The organism is Streptosporangium sp. NPDC087985, from assembly GCF_044741965.1.
GTDB lineage: Bacteria > Actinomycetota > Actinomycetes > Streptosporangiales > Streptosporangiaceae > Streptosporangium.
The window spans coordinates 729,615-748,201 of sequence record NZ_JBIUTQ010000002.1; the positions used below are offsets into that span (position 1 = coordinate 729,615).

Here is an 18,587-nt window from a genome sequence, read left to right on the forward strand (position 1 = left end):
ACCGACCAGCGGCCAGAGCAGACCGGGGCGCGTGCTCCTGGTGCTTCTGGCGATCATTCTCGCCATGGGCGGGGTGATGTTCCTGAATAAAGCATTCGCCCCGGAATATGGCCTCGACCTCGCCGGCGGCACGACAGTGACGTTGCAGCCCGTCACGCCGAACGGCAGCGCTCCCACCGATGAGAGCCTCAACCTGGCAGTGGGCATCATCCGAAACCGGGTGAACGGCAGCGGAATCTCCGACGCCGAGGTTGCCAAGTCCGGTGACAACATCGTCATCTCCGTCCCCGGAGCCGGCCAGGAGGAAGTCGTCAAGCTGGTTGGCACCACCGCGGAGCTGCGGTTCCGCCAGGTGATGGCAGTCGCGGCCGGGTCGCCTCCGCCTCCCGGTGAGATGCCCACCGAGGCGCCGACGCCGTCGGTCTCTCCGACCGCGGGCAAGTCGTCGCGGGCGGTCACGCCGAGCCCGAGCGCCACGCCCGCCGGACGTGCCCTCTCCTCTGCGCTCACCAACCCGAGCCCGGGTGCCACACCCGACCCCTCGGCCAGGTCGGGGAGGAATAACAGAGAAAAGAGCAGCGGAAACAGAGGCGGTGGAGACAAAGGCAGCGGGGACAAGGACAGCGCGGACGCGGACGGTGCGGGCAAGAACGCCGCCCCCTCCGCCACGCCGAGTCCGACGGCCCCGACCGACGACTCGATGGCGGGGGTGGACACCACCGGCATCGACCCGGCGGTGCTCAAGCAGTTCCAGACGCTTGACTGCGCCAAGGACAGAGGCCAGGGCGCCCAGGACGATCCCGGCAAGCAGTTCGTCGGCTGCAGCCAGGACGGCAGCGCCAAATACGTGCTCGACAAGGCGGCCGTGACCGGCTCCTCGATCGACACCGCGACCTCCGGCGTGGACCGGACCACCGGAGAGTGGCTCGTCCAGCTCTCCTTCAAGGGGCCGGGCCCGGACCAGTGGTCGAAGGTCACCACCACCGCCTTCAACTCGCAGGCACCGCGTAACCAGGTCGCCATGGTCCTGGACGGCGTGGTGATCTCCGCGCCGGTCATCCAGGAACCGATCACCGGCGGCCGGGCACAGATCTCCGGCAACTTCACTCAGGTGACGGCCGACGAACTGGCCGGTCAGCTCAAGTTCGGCGCGCTGCCGCTGAAGTTCAAGAAGAGCTCCATCGAGGAGGTCTCCTCCATCCTGGGTGCCGACCAGCTCCGCGGCGGTCTGATCGCCGGCGCGATCGGCCTGGGCCTGGTGCTCATCTACTCGATGCTCTACTACCGGGGCCTGGGCATCGTCTCGGTGCTGAGCCTCATGGTCGCCTCGATCCTGACCTACGAGGCCGTGGCGCTCCTCGGCATGTTCGCGGGATTCCGCCTGTCGCTGCCGCACATCATCGGTCTGATCGTCTCGATCGGTATCACCGCGGACTCGTTCATCGTCTACTTCGAACGCATCCGTGACGAGATGAAGGAGGGCCGCCGCTCGCTGCGGACGGCCGTCGAGGTCGCCTGGGTCCGTGCCCGGCGGACGATCCTGATCGCGGACGCCGTCATGTTCATCGCCGCCGTGGTGCTCTACTTCCTGGCGGTCGGCGGTGTGGCCGGATTCGCGTTCGCGATGGGCCTGACCACTCTCATCGACATCGTCGTGGTGTTCATGTTCACCAAGCCGTTCGTGACCCTGCTCGCCAAGAGGAAGTTCTTCGCCAAGGGTCACAAGCTTTCCGGTCTCGACGCCGAGCGTATGAGCCAGAGCCCCGGGGGCTCCACGACCGTCCCGCAGGAGGCCTGATGTCCGGCATCGCGCGTCGGTTGTACCGAGGCGAGGTCAATGTCGACTTCGTCGGGCGCCAGAAGCTCTGGTACGGCCTCTCCGTCGTCCTTCTGGCGATCTCCATCGCCGGTATGGTCATCCACGGCCTGAACCTGGGCGTGGAGTTCAAGGGCGGCTCGGTTTTCTCCTTCAAGGCCCCGGTGGCCACCGACATCCAGCAGGTGCGCACCACCTTCGGTGACGCCGGTGCGCACCAGATCATCGCGCAGACGACGAGAAGCGGCTGGCGGGTCACCACCGAGAGCCTCCCGGCCGAGGAGGTGACCACGGTCCAGAAGGCGGTCGCCCAGAAGTTCGGCGTGCCGCAGAACCAGGTCACCCTCCAGGTCATCGGCGCCTCGTGGGGTGGTCAGGTAGCCAACAAGGCCATCATCGGCCTGATCGTCTTCATGCTGGCGATCGTCCTGTACCTGACGCTGGCCTTCGAGTGGAAGATGGCGCTGTCCGCCATCGTGGCGCTGCTCCACGACCTGGTGATCACCGCCGGTGTCTATGCGTGGTCCGGCTTCGAGGTCACCCCGGCGACCCTGCTGGGCTTCCTGACGATTCTCGGATACTCGCTGTACGACGCGGTCGTCGTGTTCGACATGATCAAGGAGGTCACCGCCAAGCTCGGCACGACCTCCAAGATGACCTACACCCAGGCCGCCAACAACGCGCTGAACCACACGCTGATCCGGTCGCTGAACACCACCCTGGTGGCGATCCTGCCGGTCGCGGCGATCCTGTTCATCGGCACCACGCTGTTCGGTGCCGGCACGTTGAAGGACCTGTCGCTGGCGCTGTTCGTCGGCATGGTCGTCGGCACGTACTCCTCGCTGTGTGTGGCGACGCCGATGCTGGTCACGCTGAAGGAGCGCGAGCCGCGCTACCAGGCGCTCACTCGCAGGCTCGCCGCCCACGGCGGGGCCGCGACCGCGGTCAAGAACGGCCGTCAGCCGGTTGCGGCGGGAGCCGCCAACGGCTCCGTCTCCGACGCCGACAAACGCAAGAAGAAGTAGACAGCACCAGATCACGCCTCCGCCCCCGCCGGGGGGCGGAGGCGTTTTCCTTAAGGGATGTGACGATGAGTGAGCTGCGCCGGCTGATCCTGGACCGGATCCGCGACGTACCCGACTACCCCCAGCAGGGAGTGCTGTTCAAGGACATCACCCCGCTGCTCGCCGACCCGCTCGCGTTCGCCGCGGTGGTGGACGAGTTTGCCGGGCTCCACCAGGTCGACAAGATCGTTGGGATCGAGGCCCGGGGCTTCATCCTGGCCGCCCCGGCCGCCTGCAGGTCCGGTGCCGGGTTCGTTCCGGTACGGAAGAAAGGCAAACTGCCCTCCGAGACGCTTGAGGCGTCCTACGATCTGGAGTACGGCTCCGCCACCATCGAGGTCCACAGGGACGCCTTCGCCCCAGGAGATCGCGTCCTGATCGTCGATGACGTGCTCGCCACCGGAGGTACGGCGTGCGCGGCGGTGGAGCTGGTCCGCAGGGCGGGCGCCGACGTCGTCGCCATCGCCGTGCTCATGGAATTGGCCTCCCTCAAGGGGCGGGAACGGCTGGACGGCGTCGAGTTGCACTCCCTCGTGATCGTCTGATTTCACCCCGCCGGGGTAAGCATTGAAGCCGGTCTGGATACACTTGGGGGATCTGGACTCGAATGTGAGGAGTCTGAGTGCCCCGTGATGTGGTCGTCCCCGACGTGACCGCCGACGGGGGCGGTCCCGTGACGGCCGTCCCGGCCGGCGATGCCGGTCCCGCCATGTCCGGAGCCGCCGAAGAGAAGCCTGCGGTAAGGCGCAGAATCGCACGCTTTGGGGGGCAATGGGGTGGGGCCATGAACCCGGTGCTGGAGCCACTGTTCCGGACGGTCCGCGCGACCCATCCGAAGGCGGACCTGCGGTTGATCGAGCGCGCCTATGACGTGGCCGCCTACCATCACCGTGATCAGAAGCGCAAAAGCGGCGACCCCTACATCACCCACCCCCTGGCGGTGGCGACGATCCTGGCCGAGCTCGGCACCGACGACGAGACGCTGTGCGCCGCGCTGCTGCACGACACGGTCGAGGACACCGCCTACGGCCTTGACGAGCTGCGCTCGGACTTCGGCGACAACATCGCGCTGCTGGTCGACGGCGTCACCAAGCTCGACAAGGTCAAGTTCGGTGACGCCGCGCAGGCCGAGACCGTGCGCAAGATGGTCGTGGCGATGTCCCGCGACATCCGGGTGCTGGTGATCAAGCTCGCTGACCGGCTGCACAACATGCGCACCATGCGCTACCTCCCCGAGCACAAACGGCAGCAGAAGTCCCGTGAGACGCTGGAGATCTTCGCGCCGCTCGCCCACCGGCTGGGCATGAACACCATCAAGTGGGAGCTGGAGGACCTCGCGTTCGCCATGCTCTACCCCAAACGCTATGACGAGATCGCCAGGATGGTCTCGGAGCGGGCCCCCCGCAGGGACCTGTTCCTGCAGGAGGTCATCGAGAAGGTCTCCGTCGACCTGCGCGAGGCCAAGATCCGCGCGGTGGTCAAGGGGCGTCCCAAGCACTACTACTCGGTCTACCAGAAGATGATCGCCAGAGATGTCGCCTTCGACGACATCTACGACCTGGTCGGCATCCGGGTGCTGGTCGACACGGTCCGCGACTGCTATGCCGCCCTCGGAACGATCCACGCGCGATGGAATCCGGTGCCCGGCCGGTTCAAGGACTACATCGCGATGCCCAAGTTCAACATGTACCAGTCGCTGCACACGACGGTCATCGGTCCCGAGGGCAAACCGGTGGAGCTGCAGATCCGCACCCACGGCATGCACCACAGGGCCGAGTACGGCGTGGCCTCGCACTGGAAGTACAAGGAGGAGATGACCGCCTCCGGCTCTCCCGGGGTGAAGCTGAAGCCGGCCAGCGACATGGCGTGGCTCCGCCAGCTCCTGGACTGGCAGAAGGAGACCGCCGACCCGGGAGAGTTCCTGGAGTCGCTCCGGTTCGACCTGTCGGTCTCGGAGGTCTACGTCTTCACGCCGCGGGGCCAGGTGATCGCCCTCCCCGAGGGGGCGACACCGGTCGACTTCGCCTACGCCGTGCACACCGAGGTCGGCCACCGCTGCATCGGCGCCCGGGTCAACAGCCGACTGGTGCCGCTGGAGTCACGGCTGGGCAACGGTGACACCGTTGAGATCTTCACCTCCAAGTCGCCTGACGCGGGCCCGTCGCGCGACTGGCTCAAGTTCGTCAAGTCCGGCCGGGCCCGCAACAAGATCCGTCAGTGGTTCTCCAAGGAGCGCCGCGAGACCGCGATCGAGGCGGGCAAGGAGGCCATCGGCCGGGCCATGCGCAAGCAGGGCCTGCCCCTGCAGCGCATGATGTCCGGAGAGTCCCTCCTGACCCTCGCCAGGGACCTGCGCTACTCCGACGTCTCCGCGCTCTACGCGGCCGTTGGGGAGGGGCACATCGCCGCCCAGGCGGTCGTGCAGAAGCTGGTGCACTCTCTCGGCGGAGTGGACGGCGCGGAGGAGGACATCGCCGAGGCAGCGGTGCCGACGAAGGTGCGTGGCCGCTCCCGTGGCAGTGGCGGCGCGGGAGTGGTGGTGGCGGGCGACTCGGATGTGTGGGTGAGGCTGTCGCGCTGCTGCACCCCCGTGCCCGGCGACGAGATCATCGGCTTCGTCACCCGCGGGCACGGCGTGTCGGTGCACCGCACCAACTGTCCCAACGTGGAGCAGCTGAAGTCCGAGCCGGACCGCCTGGTCGAGGTGGCCTGGTCCGCGGGGGACGACTCGGTGTTCCTGGTCGCCCTGCAGGTCGAGGCGCTCGACCGGCCGCGCCTGCTGTCGGATGTGACCCGGACCCTGTCGGATCAGCATGTGAACATCCTGTCGGCGTCGGTGACAACCTCCAGGGACCGGGTGGCGATCAGCAAGTTCACCTTCGAGATGGGCGACCCCAAGCATCTGGGGCACGTCCTGAAGGCCGTGCGCAACATTCCGGGCGTCTACGACGTCTACCGGGTGAGCGGCGCCGGCGCCTGATCCACCATGAAGGCGTGCCCCCGAGACGGGGACACGCCTTCATGGACTCTCAGCGCGTCAGGAGAACTCGGCGAGCGTGCGCTCGGCCTCCTCCAGCCAGGAACGGCGGGCGGCCAGGGCCTCCTGGGCGTCCTTCACGTCCTTGTCCCTGCCGGCCGCCTGAGCCTTGGCCAGCCGGGCCTCCAGCTGCTCGATCGACTTGTGGAGCTGGTCGACCGTGTTCTGGGCGCGGGCGCGGGCTTCGGGGTTGGAGCGCTTCCACTCCGTCTCCTCCGCCTTGCGGACCGCGTCGTCGATCTTGCGCAGGCCGCCCTCAAGGCGGTCGCGCTGCTCGCGCGGGACCGGACCGGCGGCCTCCCAACGCTCCAGGATGCCGCGCAGGGCGGTCCTGGCGGCGCGGGCGTCGGAGACCGGGACGATCTTCTCGGCCTCGACCAGGAGCTGCTCCTTGATCTCGGCGTTGGCCGCGAGCGAGGCGTCCCGCTCGGCGAAGACCGCCGAGCGGGCCTGGAAGAACTGGTCCTGGGCGCCCTTGAAACGGCCCCAGAGCTCGTCTTCGACCTCCCGGGAGGCCCGGCCCGCCACCTTCCACTGCTGCATCAGCTCGCGGTAGGCGGAGGCCGTAGCGCCCCAGTCGGTGGAGGAGGCCAGCGCCTCGGCCTCGGCGACGAGACGCTCCTTGGTGGAGCGTACGCTCTCACGCTGCTCGTCCAGCCCGGCGAAGTAGGCCTTGCGGCGCTTCGCGAAGGCCGTGCGGGCGGCGGACAGCCTCTTCCAGAGGGCCGCCTCCGTGACGCGGTCGATGCGCTCGGCCGCCTTCCACTCGTCGACGAGCTGGCGCAGCCGCTCGCCGCCGGTCTTCCAGTGAGTGGTGTCGTCAGCGATGCGCTCGGCCTCGGCGACGATCCGTTCCTTGACGCCCTTGGCCTCCAGGCGGGCCACGTCACGAGCGGCCCTGACCTCCTCACGGCGCTGGGCGACCAGCTCCGTGAGAGCAGTCAGCCGGTTCAGCAGCGCGTCGAGATCGCCGACCGCGTGCGCGTCGGTGATCGCTTCGCGGAGCTTGACGATGGTCGCCTCGGCCTGGGCGGGTGGCAGGTCGGTGCCGCGCACCCGCTGTTCCAGTAGCGTCACCTGCCCGGCCAGCTCGTCGAACTTGCGATGGAAGTAGGCAAGTGCCTCCTCCGGTTCGCCGGCCTGCCAGGACCCGACGGCCCGTTCTCCCTCAGCCGTACGCACGTAGACGGTGCCGTCGTCGTCTACCCGGCCCCACGGGTCGGTGCTCACCGTGTCCTCCCGCACTATCATCAGCCTTTCGAGGCTAACCGCCCCATGGTTGTATTACGTCAGCTCTTGCTGGACATTGTCACGTTTTTGATCTCGACGGTTTCCTTCGGGGCTCCCGTCCCGTCCGGTCCGGGGGTGATAACCCCGCCCTTGTTCACCTTGTCGAGGATTTCCATCCCCTTGGTGACCGTACCGAACGGTGTGTAGTCCGGGGACAGCTGGGCGTCGCCGTACACGATGAAGAACTGGCTGCCGTTGGTGTCGGGACCGCTGTTGGCCATGGCCACGACACCCCGGGTGTACTTCGCGCCTTCGAGGTTCTCGTTGACGAAACGGTAGCCGGGGCCGCCCCGGCCGTCGGTCTGGCTCTTGCCGTCGGCCTTGGCCAGCGGGTCGCCGCACTGCAGCACCGGGAACTGGTCGGAGCCGAGCCGGTGGCACTTGGAGCCGTCGAAGTACTTCTTCTCCGCCAGGAAGGCGAAGGAGTTGACCGTGCACGGCGTCTTCTCGGCGGACACCGCGATCACGATGTCGCCCTGGTTCGTCTTCAGGGTCATCGTCGTGGGCGTGGTGTCCACCTTGGCCGGAGGAGTGCCCACATTCTTGGCGGGACTGCCGTCGGTGTCGGCGACATAGCCGCAGGTACCGGTGGCGGGGTCGAAAGCCGCCGGTTTTGCGACGGTGCTCGTCTCCGACGGGCTCTCCGACGGGCTCGCCGAGGCTGCCGGAGTGGCCGTGGCGGACGAGTCGCTGCCTCCGAGCAGCGTCGTCGCGGCGATCACACCGCCTATCACCACCACGACAGCCACGCTGGTGCCAACGAATGCATTGCGCTTGGCCTTGGCCTCGCGCTCGATGCGCCGCTGGGTCTGCCGCTCGTAGTGCTCGCGCGCCAGCTGCTTCTGGCGGTCCTTGCCGCTCACCGCTTCGCCCTCCCGAGTGCCGGAGTATTACTTACTGAGGTGGGCGAATCGTATCGGCCAAAGGGTAATGGTTCGCAGCCCGCCGACCCGCACCGGTACCCTTCGGTTACATTCCCATCCATATTCTTGACGAGATCAGCTGAGGCAGATGCTCATCGCCGGCTTTCCCGCAGGGTCGTTCCAGACCAACTGCTACGTCGCCGCTCCCGCCGCGGGCGAGGAGTGTGTCATCGTCGACCCCGGGCAGAACGCGGTCGCCGACCTGGATGACGTGCTGCGCGAGCATCGGCTGAAGCCGGTCGCGGTGCTGGTCACCCACGGGCACCTTGACCACATGTGGTCGGTCGCCCCGGTCTGTGGCGCGCGTGACGTTCCCGCGTGGATCCACCCCGAGGACCGTGAGCTGCTCTCCGACCCGGGCAAGGGACTGTCGTTGGCGGCCACCCAGCAGCTGTTCGGCGGCCTGACCTTCACCGAGCCCGACGACGTGCGCGAACTCGCCGACGGCGAGGTGCTGCGCCTGGCGGGCATGGAGCTCACCGTCGATCACACCCCCGGCCATACCAGGGGGTCGGTGACGTTCAGGCTGCCCAGCACCGAGGAGATCCCGGACGTGCTGTTCTCGGGCGACCTGCTGTTCGCCGGCTCCATCGGCCGCACCGATCTCCCGGGCGGCGACTACCCGACCATCCTGCGCAGCCTGGCGACGAAATGCCTGCCGCTGCCGGAGGACACGGTGGTGCTGCCCGGTCACGGACCCCAGACCACGATCGGCCACGAGCGCGCCACCAACCCGTATCTCGCGGAAGCGGCCCCGTACGCCGGTCCCACCAGAGGACTTTAGAAGATGACTTTGCAGGCGCCCAAGGGCACCTTTGACTGGCTCCCACCGCGTTCGGAGCAGGCGCTCGCCGTACGGGAGGCGCTGACCGCCCCGGCCCGTCGCGCCGGCTACGGCTACATCGAGACGCCGGTCTTCGAGGACACCGCGCTGTTCGTCCGCGGTGTCGGTGAATCGACCGACATCGTCTCCAAGGAGATGTACACCTTCGAGGACAAGGGCGGGCGATCCCTCACACTGCGCCCCGAGGGCACCGCATCGGTCGTGCGCTCGGTCCTCCAGCACGGGCTGCACAACGGTCAGCTCCCCGTGAAGCTCTGGTACTCGGGGAGCCAGTTCCGCTATGAGCGCGCCCAGAAGGGGCGCTACCGCCACTTCTGGCAGGTCGGCGCGGAGGCCCTGGGGTCGGAGGACCCCGCGCTGGACGCCGAGCTGATCGTGCTGGCCGCCGACGGCTATGCCGGGCTGGGACTCACCGGGGTCCGGCTGCTGCTCAACACGCTGGGCGACAAGGAGTGCCGTCCCGCCTACCGGGCCGCGCTGCAGGAATTCCTGCGCGGACTCGACCTCGACGAGCCCACCCGGGCCCGGATCGAGATCAATCCGTTGCGCGTGCTCGACGACAAGCGTCCCGAGGTGCAGGCCCAGCTCGCCGACGCCCCGCTGGTCGTCGACCACCTGTGCGAGGCGTGCAAGGCCTACCACGAGGAGGTCCGCTCGCTGCTGACCGCCTCCGGCGTGGCCTACACCGACGACCCCAGACTGGTCCGCGGGCTGGACTACTACACGCGCACCACGTTCGAGTTCGTCCACGACGGGCTGGGCTCGCAGTCGGCGGTCGGCGGTGGCGGCCGCTACGACGGGCTGAGCGAGATGATCGGTGGTCCGGCCCTGCCGAGCGTCGGCTGGGCACTCGGCGTCGACCGGACGGTCCTGGCCATGGAGGCCGAGGGCCTGTTCGGAGCCGAGACGACCGGGCCGCGTGCCCAGGTGTACGGTGTGCCGCTGGGCGAGGAGGCGCGCCGCCGGATGTTCCTGCTCATCACCGAACTGCGCCGGGCCGGCCTCGACGCCGACATGTCGTTCGGAGGCAAGGGCGTCAAGGGTGCCATGAAGGGTGCCGACCGGTCGGGGGCGAGCTATGCCGTGATTCTCGGCGAGCGAGATATCGCCGCCGGGTCCGCACAGGTCAAAGACCTGGTCAGCGGCGACCAGGCCGCCGTACCGCTCGCTGAGATCGTCACGACGTTGAAGGAGAGACTGAAGAAATGATCCGCACGCACGAAGCGGGATCACTGCGCAAGGAGCACGCCGGGCAGCAGGTGACGCTGGCCGGTTGGGTGGCGCGCCGCCGTGACCACGGCGGTGTGGTCTTCATCGACCTGCGCGATGCCTCCGGCTCCTCCCAGGTGGTCTTCCGCGAGGAGGACGACGCGCACGGCCTGCGCGCGGAATACTGCGTCAAGGTCGTCGGGCAGGTGCGGGTCCGTCCCGAGGGCAACGAGAACCCCGATCTGCCCACCGGCGCGATCGAGGTCGTCGCCTCCGAGGTCGAGGTGCTCAGCGAGTCCGCGCCGCTGCCGTTCCCGATCGAGGGCCACACCGGGGTGTCGGAGGAGGCCCGGCTCAAGTATCGCTACCTCGACATCCGCCGCCAGCAGGTCGCCCACGCCATGCGGATCCGCTCCAAGGCCACCTACCTGGCCCACGAGGTGATGAACGAGCACGGGTTCAACTACATCGAGACCCCGACGCTGACCCGCTCCACCCCCGAGGGGGCCCGCGACTTCCTGGTCCCGGTCCGTCTGCAGCCCGGCAGCTGGTACGCGCTGCCGCAGTCGCCGCAGCTGTTCAAGCAGCTCCTCATGGTCGCCGGCATGGAGCGCTACTACCAGCTCGCCCGCTGTTTCCGGGACGAGGACCTGCGTGCCGACCGGCAGCCGGAGTTCACCCAGATCGACGTCGAGATGTCCTTCGTGGACCAGGACGACGTCATCGCGCTGGGCGAGGCCCTGATCGGCCGCATCTGGAAGGGGACGCTCGGTTACGAGCTGCCGACGCCGCTGCCCCGGATGACCTACTGGGAGGTCATGTCCCGCTACGGCTCCGACAAGCCGGACCTGCGCTTCGGCCAGGAGCTCGTCGAGATGACCGAGTTCTTCGCCGACACCACCTTCCGGGTGTTCCAGGCTTCGTACGTCGGCGCCGTGGTCATGCCTGGCGGCGCGTCCCAGAGCCGCAAGGAGCTGGACGGCTGGCAGGAGTGGGCCAGGTCGCGCGGCGCCAGGGGCCTGGCGTACGTGCTCGTCGGCGAGGACGGCACGCTCGGTGGTCCGGTCGCCAAGAACCTGTCGGAGACCGAGAGCGCCGGTCTGGCGGAAAAGGTCGGCGCCAAGCCCGGTGACGCGATCTTCTTCGCGGCCGGCAGGGCCTCCGCCTCTCGTGAGTTGCTCGGCGCGGCCCGCCTGGAGATCGGCCGCCGCTGCGGTCTGATCGACGAGTCGCAGTGGAGCTTCCTCTGGGTCGTCGACGCCCCGATGTTCGAGGAGGACGGCGAGGGCGGCTGGACCCCGGTCCACCACCCGTTCACCGGGCCGAAGCCCGAGTGGGCCGACAACTTCCAGGATCACCCCGGCGAGGCTCTGGCCTACGCCTACGACATGGTCTGCAACGGCATGGAGATCGGCGGCGGCTCGATCCGTATCCACCGGGCCGAGATGCAGCAGCGCGTCTTCGACGTGCTGGGCATCTCCAAGGAGGAGGCGGAGAACAAGTTCGGCTTCCTGCTGGAGGCGTTCAAGTACGGCCCGCCGCCGCACGGCGGCATCGCCTACGGCTGGGACCGGATCTGCATGCTGCTCGCGGGCGGCGACTCGATCCGCGACGTCATCGCCTTCCCGAAGACGGCATCCGGCTACGACCCGCTGACCGGTGCGCCCACCCCGATCACGGGTGAGCAGCGCAAGGAGGCCGGCGTCGACGCCAAGCCGAAGGCCGAGGCGTAGTCCCCGCAGTCCCAGACACGGCGGAGGCCCCCGGAACGGTTCTTCCGGGGGCCTCCGCCGTACCGTGGTGACGGGCTGGACCGGCGGCTACCGCGGTGCCGGCCGGACAAGCCGGCCGACCGGCAGGTCGCCGTCGCCCCTGGCCCGTCGGTGGTCTCCTGAACCCTGGGCGCGGGCTTCCGGCCGGCAGCCGGGGCGCCTCACTAGGAGACCGTCAGATCCTTGATGATCACCGGGATCTTGGGGGCGTTGGAGCCACCGTCGCCGGTGATGTCGTCGGGGTTGGTGATCCACCCGCCCTTGTAGACCTTGTCGAGGATGTCCATGCCCTTGGAGACGACACCGATGGGCGTGTAGTCCGTCGGATCCAGCTGGGTGGTCTCGTCGCCGAGTGAGATCCAGAACTGGCTGCCGTTCTGGTTGGCCGCCTCCACCGGCTGTGCCAGCGCGACCGTGCCCTTGGTGTAGGGGATACCGCCGAGGTTCTCGTCGTTGAAGACGTAACCCGAGCTGCCCTGCCCGTCTGTGGGGTTCTTGCCGTCCGCCTTGGCCTGCGGGTCGCCGCACTGGAGCAGTGCCAGGCCCGAGTTCTCCGGCGTGGCCAGACGGTGGCACTTGGTGTTGTCGAAGAAGTTCTTCTCGGCCAGGAAGGCGAAGGAGTTCACCGCGCAGGGGGCCTCAGCCGTCGCCAGGTCGATCACGATGTCACCGTGATTGGTGGAGATCGTCATGGTCTTCAGCTTCAGATTGGGCTTGCTCGGCGGCATGCCCACATCCTTGGCCGGGCTGCCGCTGGTGTCCTTGCGGTAGGAGCAGCTCACCTTGGTCGCGTCGGCCGGAGCGGTGGGCGCCATGGACTCCAGCGGCGACGTCGGCTCGGCGGTGTCCGAGGGGACCGGCGAGCTCTGGGCCGTGAGCGCGTCGCCGCTGTTCCCCCCGAGCAGGGTCATGGCGGCGATCACGCCGCCGGCGACGACCACCACCGCGGCGCCGGCGCCGATGAAGGTGTTCCGCTTCGCCTTGGTCGCCTGCTCAGCACGCTGGGCCTGGCGCTCCTTGTGCTCCTGCGCCAGCTGGCTCTGGCGGTCCTCGCCACTCACCGCTATATCCTCCGGGATTACTGTTACTTGACTGTCAACTGGCGGAAAGCGTACCGGCCTCAGCGTGTGCTGGATGTAAGTGACGGAATACACCGAATGAGGCTGAAGAGAAAATCACTGGGCAATCCGGTGTGTTTCCGAACCGTCTGTGGTGAGATTCCGTACCTGGTGATGACGAGCCACGTACGACCGGAGCCCCCGCATGTTCGATGAGATTCTGGGCCTGCCCGCCCATCCCCTGATCATCCACGCCGCCGTCGTCCTGACGCCTCTCCTGGTGATACTGGCCGCTGTCCACGCGCTGGCACCACGCACGCGTGCCGTACTGCACTGGGCGGTGGCGGCGCTGGCGGTGATCGTCCCGGTTGCCGTCTTCGCGGCGCGGGAGAGCGGCGAGGCGCTGAAGGTGAGCCGGTTCGCGTCGGCAGACGGCCCGCTCGGCGCGCGCATCGCCGAACACGAGGAGTTCGCCACGCCGCTGCTGCTGGCCGCCTTCGCCCTGGGTGCGGTCTCGCTGATACTCGTCTACGTCTCGCGCGGTGACCGGTTCGGCCGCCCGGTGAGGGTGGCCGTCTCGGCGCTCACCGTGGTCGTGGCCGCCGTGACGGGTTACTACGTGCTGCGGGCCGGGCACACCGGCGCCGGCGCGGTCTGGGGGAGCTGAGGCCGCCTGCCGCCCCCGGGACGACGCGGAGCGGATCCGGGAACGGGACCGTGGCGGCAGGGGGGAGCGCGCCGCGACACCGTGGATCTGAAGCACGTGTCCTGAAGGTACTGTCGGAGCGTGGACAGCCTGTTCGATTCGGCGGCGGAGGAGGCCCATCGCGGCCATGAGCCCCTGGCGGTGCGGATGCGCCCGCGCGGCCTGGACGAGGTGATCGGCCAGCGTCACCTGCTGGGGCCGGGCACGCCGCTGCGCAGGCTGGTCGAGGCCGAGGCGCCGATGTCGCTGTTCCTGTGGGGTCCGCCCGGCACCGGTAAGACGACCCTGGCCTATGTGGTCGCGGGCGTCACCAAACGCCGCTTCGTCGAGGTCTCCGCCGTGTCGGCGGGCGTCAAGGAGGTCCGCGCGGCCATCGAGCAGGCCCGGCGCGAGCTGGGCATGTCCGGCCGCCAGACGGTGCTGTTCGTCGACGAGGTGCACCGCTTCAACAAGGCCCAGCAGGACGCCCTGCTGCCCGCGGTGGAGAACCGCTGGGTCACCTTCATCGGTGCCACCACCGAGAACCCGTTCTTCTCCGTCATCTCCCCACTGCTGTCACGCTCGCTGCTGCTGACCCTGGAGTCGCTGTCGGAGGACGACATCCGGGTGGTGCTGGAGCGCGCCGTCGCCGACCCGCGCGGGCTGGACGGCAGGGCACGGCTGGCGCCCGAGGCCGCCGAGCATCTGGTCCGCCTGGCCGGGGGAGACGCCCGCAGGTCGCTCACCTACCTGGAGGCCGCCGCGCTCATCGCCGACGGTGAGATCACCGTCGAGGTCGTCGAGCGCGCGGTGGACAAGGCGGCCGTCCGCTACGACCGCCAGGGCGACCAGCACTACGACGTGATCAGCGGCTTCATCAAGAGCATGCGCGGCTCCGACGCCGACGCCGCGCTGCACTACCTCGCCCGGATGATCGAGGCGGGGGAGGATCCCCGGTTCATCGCGCGAAGGATCGTCATCTTCGCCTCCGAGGACGTCGGCATGGCCGACCCGACGTGCCTGCAGGTCGCGGTGGCCGCGGCTCAGGCGGTGGAGTTCATCGGCCTGCCCGAGGGGCGGCTCAACCTGGCCCAGGCGGTCATCCACTGCTCCCTGGCACCCAAGTCCAACGCGGTGATCAACGCCATCGGCGCCGCCTCGGAGGACGTACGGCGCGGCGCCATCGGCCACGTCCCCGACCACCTGCGCGACGCCCACTACGCCGGGGCCAAGAAGCTCGGCCACGGCAAGGGCTACAAATATCCCCACGACTTCGAGCACGGTCTGGTCCGTCAGGACTATGCCCCGGAGGAGCTCCGGGACCGCCGCTACTACCAGCCCACCCGTCACGGCGCCGAGGCGGGCTTCGCCGACCGGTGGTCCAGGATCCGCACCTTTCTCCGCGGCCGGTAGTCACCCGCCCGCATCCGGACCCCGGAAGGTCCCGAACGTATGGGGATGGCCCATCACGAGACGGCGTGCCGGGAGGGTGGGGCAAGACACGATAGGGTCTTGCCGTTCCAGCCGGGTCGAGTAGGGAGATCGGCACATGCTTAGCGCAGGAGAGGTCGCCGGACTGATCGTGGCCATGGCATGGGCGATCCTGGTCTGCTTTCTGGCCGTGGTCCTGGTCAGGCTGGCACGGCTACTCACCGAGACGACCAAGATGGTCTCGGAGCTGAGCGAGCGCGTGGTGCCGCTGCTGGAGGACGTCACGGTCGCCGTCGGCGAGGCCAATCGCCAGCTCGTCGCCGTCGAGGCCATCGCTGCGGACGTCAAGCAGGTCAGCGGGCACGTCGCCAAGGTCAGCGGCGTCACCCAGATCCTGGTCACGGGACCGCTCATCAAGCTCGCGGCGCTGAGTCACGGCATCCGGCAGGCCCTGCGGGTCCGGGGCAGATCGAACCTTCGGGTGCTGGAGAGGCGGCGGCGATGATCCGGCGGCTGTTCTACATGTCCCTGGGCGCGTTCGGCGCGGTCTGGGCGATGCGTAAGCTGCAAGCACTGCATCCGAATCACCTGGCCCGCCGCGCCGTGCACAGCGCCACCGGCGTCCTGGAGCAGATGAGGGAGTTCGCCGGCGACACCCTTGAGGGTGCGGCCAAGCGGGAAACCGAGTTGCGATCCAGGTTCGGGCTCGACACTGTTGAGAACATCTATCACTACGACGTAAAGGATGGCCGCTGACATGGAGTCGGCAGAGATCGCCCGCCGCTTCCTGCGCTTCTTCGAGGAGCGTGGGCACTCAGCCGTGCCCTCGGCCAGCCTGATTGCCGAGGACCCGACGCTGCTTCTGGTCCCCGCGGGCATGGTGCCGTTCAAGCCCTACTTCCTGGGCCAGCAGAAGCCGCCCTTCGACCGGGCCGTCAGCGTCCAAAAGTGCGTCCGCACCCCCGACATCGACGAGGTCGGCAAGACCACCAGGCACGCCACGTTCTTCCAGATGCTCGGCAACTTCTCCTTCGGTGACTACTTCAAGGAGCAGGCGATCCCGCTGGCCTGGGAACTGCTGACCAAGCCCGAGTCCGAGGGCGGCTTCGGCTTCCCCGAGGACAGGCTCTGGGTCACCGTCTACCAGGACGACGACGAGGCCTACGACATCTGGCACGACAAGGTCGGCGTACCCGCGGAGCACATCCAGCGGCGCGGTCTCGAGGACAACTACTGGCACATGGGCGTGCCGGGTCCCGGCGGGCCGTGCAGCGAGATCTACTACGACCGCGGCCCCGAGTACGGGCGTGAGGGTGGCCCGATCGCCGACGAGAACCGCTATCTCGAGGTGTGGAACAACGTCTTCATGCAGTTCCAGCTCGGCGCGGTCCGCAGCAAGGTGGACTTCGACGTCGTGGGCGAGCTGCCCGCCAAGAGCGTCGACACCGGCATGGGCCTGGAGCGCATGGCGGCGATCCTGCAGGGCGTCGACAACATCTACGAGATCGACACCACCTACAAGATCCTCGACAGGGCCGCCGAGCTCACCAAGACGCGCTACGGCCGCGACGAGCGCGCCGACGTCTCGCTGCGGGTCATCGCCGACCACGTCCGGACCGGCGTGATGCTCGTCGCCGACGGTGTGCTGCCCTCCAACGAGGGGCGGGGCTACGTGCTGCGCCGCATCCTGCGCCGCGCCATCCGTAACCTGCGCCTGCTCGGCGCGGGCGAGGAGCGCTACATGCACGAGCTCACCGCGGTGACCATCGAGGTGATGGGCGAGCAGTACCCCGAGCTCAAGGCCGACGCCCCGCAGATCCACGGCGTCATCGACGCCGAGGAGGCCTCCTTCCTGGGCACCCTCCGTACCGGCACCGCGATCTTCGATGTGGCGGCGGAGGAGACCAAGCGCAAGGGGCGGGGCACGCTCGCCGGTGAGCAGGCCTTCCAACTGCACGACACCTACGGCTTCCCGATCGACCTGACCCTGGAGATGGCCTCCGAGCAGGGGCTCAAGGTCGACGAAGAGGGCTTCCGCCGGTTGATGAAGGAGCAGCGCGACCGGGCCAAGGCCGACGCCGCCGCCAAGAAGACCGGCAACGCCGACATCTCGGTGTTCGGCCGGATCCTGGAGAAGACCGGCAAGGTCGAATTCCTGGGCTACGACCAGGTGACCGCCGAGTCCGGAGTCATCGGTCTCCTCGTCGACGGGGCCTCGGTCCCGGCGGCGGGCGCCGGCACCACGGTCGAGGTTGTGCTGAGCCGTACCCCGTTCTACGCCGAGGGCGGCGGCCAGCTCGCCGACCAGGGCGTCATCCGCACCGACGGGGCCGAGGTCGAGATCGTGGACGTGCAGTCCCCGGTCGCCGGCGTCGTCGTGCACCGGGGCAAGGTCCGCGCCGGTGAGATCCGGGTGGGCGACCAGGCCCAGGCCGAGATCGACGTCGAGCGGCGCCGGGCCATCTCCCGCAGCCACACCGCCACGCACCTGGTGCACCGCGGCTTCCGCAACGCGCTGGGCGAGACAGCGGCGCAGGCCGGCTCGGAGAACTCGCCCGGCCGCTTCCGCTTCGACTTCACCGCCGCCGGCGCCGTGTCGCCCAGTGTGCTGCGTGACGTCGAGGACGAGGTCAACGCCGTTCTGATCAACGACCTCAGGGTCAACGCCTTCCACACCTCCCAGGCCGAGGCCCGGGCGATGGGCGCGCTGGCCCTGTTCGGTGAGAAGTACGGCGAGACCGTCCGCATCGTCGAGGTCGGCGAATACTCCCGCGAACTCTGCGGTGGCACCCATGTCTCCAGCTCCGGACAGCTCGGCCTGGTCAAGGTGCTGGGCGAGGCTTCGATCGGTGCGGGCGTGCGCCGGGTGGAGGCCCTGGTCGGCCTGGACGCCTTCCGTTTCCTGGCCCGCGAGAGCGTGCTCGTCGCCCAGCTGTCGGAACAGCTCAAGGCCCGCCGCGAGGAGCTGCCCGAGCGGATCGAGGGCATCGTCACCCGGCTGCGCACCGCGGAGAAGGAGCTGGACAGGCTCCGTTCTGCTCAGGTGCTCGCATTGGCCGGGGAAATGGCGGCGGGCGCCCGCGACCTGGGCGGGGTCTCCGTAGTGACGCACCGCGCGCCTGATGGAACCTCCCCCGACGACCTGCGTAAGCTCGCTCTTGACGTGCGCGGTCGGTTCCCGGGTGAGCGGGCCGCGGTGGTCGTCGTCGCCGGTGTGCCCAACGACCGGCCCGTCGTCGTCGCCGTGGTCAACGAGGCGGGGCGCGGACGGGGCCTGAAGGCAGGCCGGCTCGTCGGTGTCGCCGCCAAGGCACTCGGGGGCGGCGGCGGCGGTAAGGATGACGTCGCCCAGGGTGGTGGAACCCGTCCTGAGGCGATTGGCGACGCGCTTGGCGCCGTCGAGCAGGCGATCGCGCAGACGCTCGCCTGACGATGGACGCCTGTGAGTCGGACACGGC

At 68.7% G+C, this 18,587-nt stretch carries 15 protein-coding genes; 12 read left to right on the top strand and 3 right to left on the bottom strand.

Features of this window, described 5'->3' with window-relative positions:
* Positions 1-31: 31 nt before the first annotated feature.
* The 4 genes from secD to ACIN94_RS08730 all read left to right on the top strand — a co-directional run bounded on the left by secD (position 32) and on the right by ACIN94_RS08730 (position 5,860).
* Positions 32-1,798 (top strand): protein translocase subunit SecD, encoded by a 1,767-nt coding sequence (gene secD, locus ACIN94_RS08715; protein WP_400701530.1) that lies wholly within the window; start codon positions 32-34, stop codon positions 1,796-1,798.
* Positions 1,798-2,841, top strand: coding sequence for a protein translocase subunit SecF (gene secF / locus ACIN94_RS08720; RefSeq protein ID WP_400701533.1), 1,044 nt, complete (start codon positions 1,798-1,800; stop codon positions 2,839-2,841). Before secD ends, secF begins: the two co-directional genes overlap by 1 nt.
* Positions 2,842-2,906: 65 nt before the next feature.
* Complete coding sequence (locus ACIN94_RS08725) at positions 2,907-3,425, top strand: adenine phosphoribosyltransferase (protein WP_400701536.1); 519 nt, start codon at positions 2,907-2,909, stop codon at positions 3,423-3,425.
* A 239-nt stretch (positions 3,426-3,664) separates the two neighbouring features.
* The gene (locus tag ACIN94_RS08730; RefSeq protein ID WP_400701711.1) at positions 3,665-5,860 is read left to right on the top strand and encodes a RelA/SpoT family protein; all 2,196 of its coding nucleotides are present in this window, start codon (positions 3,665-3,667) and stop codon (positions 5,858-5,860) included.
* Positions 5,861-5,917: 57 nt separating this feature from the next.
* Here the strand turns inward: ACIN94_RS08730 and ACIN94_RS08735 are convergent, their stop codons facing one another.
* Together ACIN94_RS08735 and ACIN94_RS08740 are read right to left on the bottom strand one after the other, a co-directional pair.
* Entirely contained in the window at positions 5,918-7,168 is a 1,251-nt protein-coding gene (locus ACIN94_RS08735) for a DUF349 domain-containing protein (protein ID WP_400701539.1), read from the bottom strand.
* Between the two features lie 38 nt (positions 7,169-7,206).
* Positions 7,207-8,070: a peptidylprolyl isomerase gene (locus ACIN94_RS08740; RefSeq protein WP_400701542.1), complete on the bottom strand. Its 864-nt coding sequence runs from the start codon at positions 8,068-8,070 to the stop codon at positions 7,207-7,209.
* A gap of 148 nt (positions 8,071-8,218) precedes the next feature.
* Here ACIN94_RS08740 and ACIN94_RS08745 point away from each other — a divergent pair, with 148 nt between their 5' ends.
* From ACIN94_RS08745 to aspS, 3 genes are read left to right on the top strand one after another with little or no spacing between them, the layout of a single operon-like run.
* A complete protein-coding gene (locus tag ACIN94_RS08745; protein ID WP_400701545.1) occupies positions 8,219-8,914 on the top strand; it encodes an MBL fold metallo-hydrolase in 696 nt (231 codons plus the stop codon).
* Between the two features lie 3 nt (positions 8,915-8,917).
* Complete coding sequence (hisS, locus tag ACIN94_RS08750; protein ID WP_400701548.1) at positions 8,918-10,183, top strand: histidine--tRNA ligase; 1,266 nt, start codon at positions 8,918-8,920, stop codon at positions 10,181-10,183.
* The gene (aspS, locus tag ACIN94_RS08755) at positions 10,180-11,916 is read left to right on the top strand and encodes an aspartate--tRNA ligase (protein ID WP_400701551.1); all 1,737 of its coding nucleotides are present in this window, start codon (positions 10,180-10,182) and stop codon (positions 11,914-11,916) included. Before hisS ends, aspS begins: the two co-directional genes overlap by 4 nt.
* 203 nt (positions 11,917-12,119) lie before the next feature.
* On the opposite strand, the gene ACIN94_RS08760 is transcribed toward aspS, so the two are convergent.
* Complete coding sequence (locus ACIN94_RS08760; RefSeq protein WP_400701554.1) at positions 12,120-13,016, bottom strand: peptidylprolyl isomerase; 897 nt, start codon at positions 13,014-13,016, stop codon at positions 12,120-12,122.
* A 202-nt stretch (positions 13,017-13,218) separates the two neighbouring features.
* On the opposite strand from ACIN94_RS08760, the gene ACIN94_RS08765 reads away from it, so the two are divergent.
* The 5 genes from ACIN94_RS08765 to alaS all read left to right on the top strand — a co-directional run bounded on the left by ACIN94_RS08765 (position 13,219) and on the right by alaS (position 18,559).
* Positions 13,219-13,680, top strand: a complete 462-nt coding sequence (locus ACIN94_RS08765; protein WP_400701557.1) for a hypothetical protein — start codon at positions 13,219-13,221, stop codon at positions 13,678-13,680.
* A 120-nt stretch (positions 13,681-13,800) separates the two neighbouring features.
* Positions 13,801-15,111 (top strand): replication-associated recombination protein A, encoded by a 1,311-nt coding sequence (locus ACIN94_RS08770; protein ID WP_400701560.1) that lies wholly within the window; start codon positions 13,801-13,803, stop codon positions 15,109-15,111.
* A 136-nt stretch (positions 15,112-15,247) separates the two neighbouring features.
* Positions 15,248-15,634, top strand: a complete 387-nt coding sequence (locus tag ACIN94_RS08775) for a DUF948 domain-containing protein (protein ID WP_400701563.1) — start codon at positions 15,248-15,250, stop codon at positions 15,632-15,634.
* Positions 15,631-15,885, top strand: a complete 255-nt coding sequence (locus ACIN94_RS08780) for a hypothetical protein (RefSeq protein ID WP_400701566.1) — start codon at positions 15,631-15,633, stop codon at positions 15,883-15,885. The genes ACIN94_RS08775 and ACIN94_RS08780 overlap by 4 nt, the downstream gene beginning before the upstream one ends.
* Before the next feature lies 1 nt (position 15,886).
* Positions 15,887-18,559, top strand: coding sequence for an alanine--tRNA ligase (gene alaS, locus ACIN94_RS08785; RefSeq protein ID WP_400701714.1), 2,673 nt, complete (start codon positions 15,887-15,889; stop codon positions 18,557-18,559).
* Positions 18,560-18,587: the final 28 nt, after the last annotated feature.

What these genes read in the sequence shown, in the direction of transcription:
- hisS (WP_400701548.1), top strand. Translation starts at nt 8,918, where the DNA reads ATGACTTTGCAGGCGCCCAAGGGCACCTTTGACTGGCTCCCACCGCGT.
- ACIN94_RS08780 (WP_400701566.1), top strand. Translation starts at nt 15,631, where the DNA reads ATGATCCGGCGGCTGTTCTACATGTCCCTGGGCGCGTTCGGCGCGGTC.
- ACIN94_RS08735 (WP_400701539.1), bottom strand. Translation starts at nt 7,168, where the DNA reads ATGATAGTGCGGGAGGACACGGTGAGCACCGACCCGTGGGGCCGGGTA.
- secF (WP_400701533.1), top strand. Translation starts at nt 1,798, where the DNA reads ATGTCCGGCATCGCGCGTCGGTTGTACCGAGGCGAGGTCAATGTCGAC.
- alaS (WP_400701714.1), top strand. Translation starts at nt 15,887, where the DNA reads ATGGAGTCGGCAGAGATCGCCCGCCGCTTCCTGCGCTTCTTCGAGGAG.
- ACIN94_RS08745 (WP_400701545.1), top strand. Translation starts at nt 8,219, where the DNA reads ATGCTCATCGCCGGCTTTCCCGCAGGGTCGTTCCAGACCAACTGCTAC.
- ACIN94_RS08775 (WP_400701563.1), top strand. Translation starts at nt 15,248, where the DNA reads ATGCTTAGCGCAGGAGAGGTCGCCGGACTGATCGTGGCCATGGCATGG.
- ACIN94_RS08730 (WP_400701711.1), top strand. Translation starts at nt 3,665, where the DNA reads ATGAACCCGGTGCTGGAGCCACTGTTCCGGACGGTCCGCGCGACCCAT.
- ACIN94_RS08765 (WP_400701557.1), top strand. Translation starts at nt 13,219, where the DNA reads ATGTTCGATGAGATTCTGGGCCTGCCCGCCCATCCCCTGATCATCCAC.
- ACIN94_RS08725 (WP_400701536.1), top strand. Translation starts at nt 2,907, where the DNA reads ATGAGTGAGCTGCGCCGGCTGATCCTGGACCGGATCCGCGACGTACCC.
- aspS (WP_400701551.1), top strand. Translation starts at nt 10,180, where the DNA reads ATGATCCGCACGCACGAAGCGGGATCACTGCGCAAGGAGCACGCCGGG.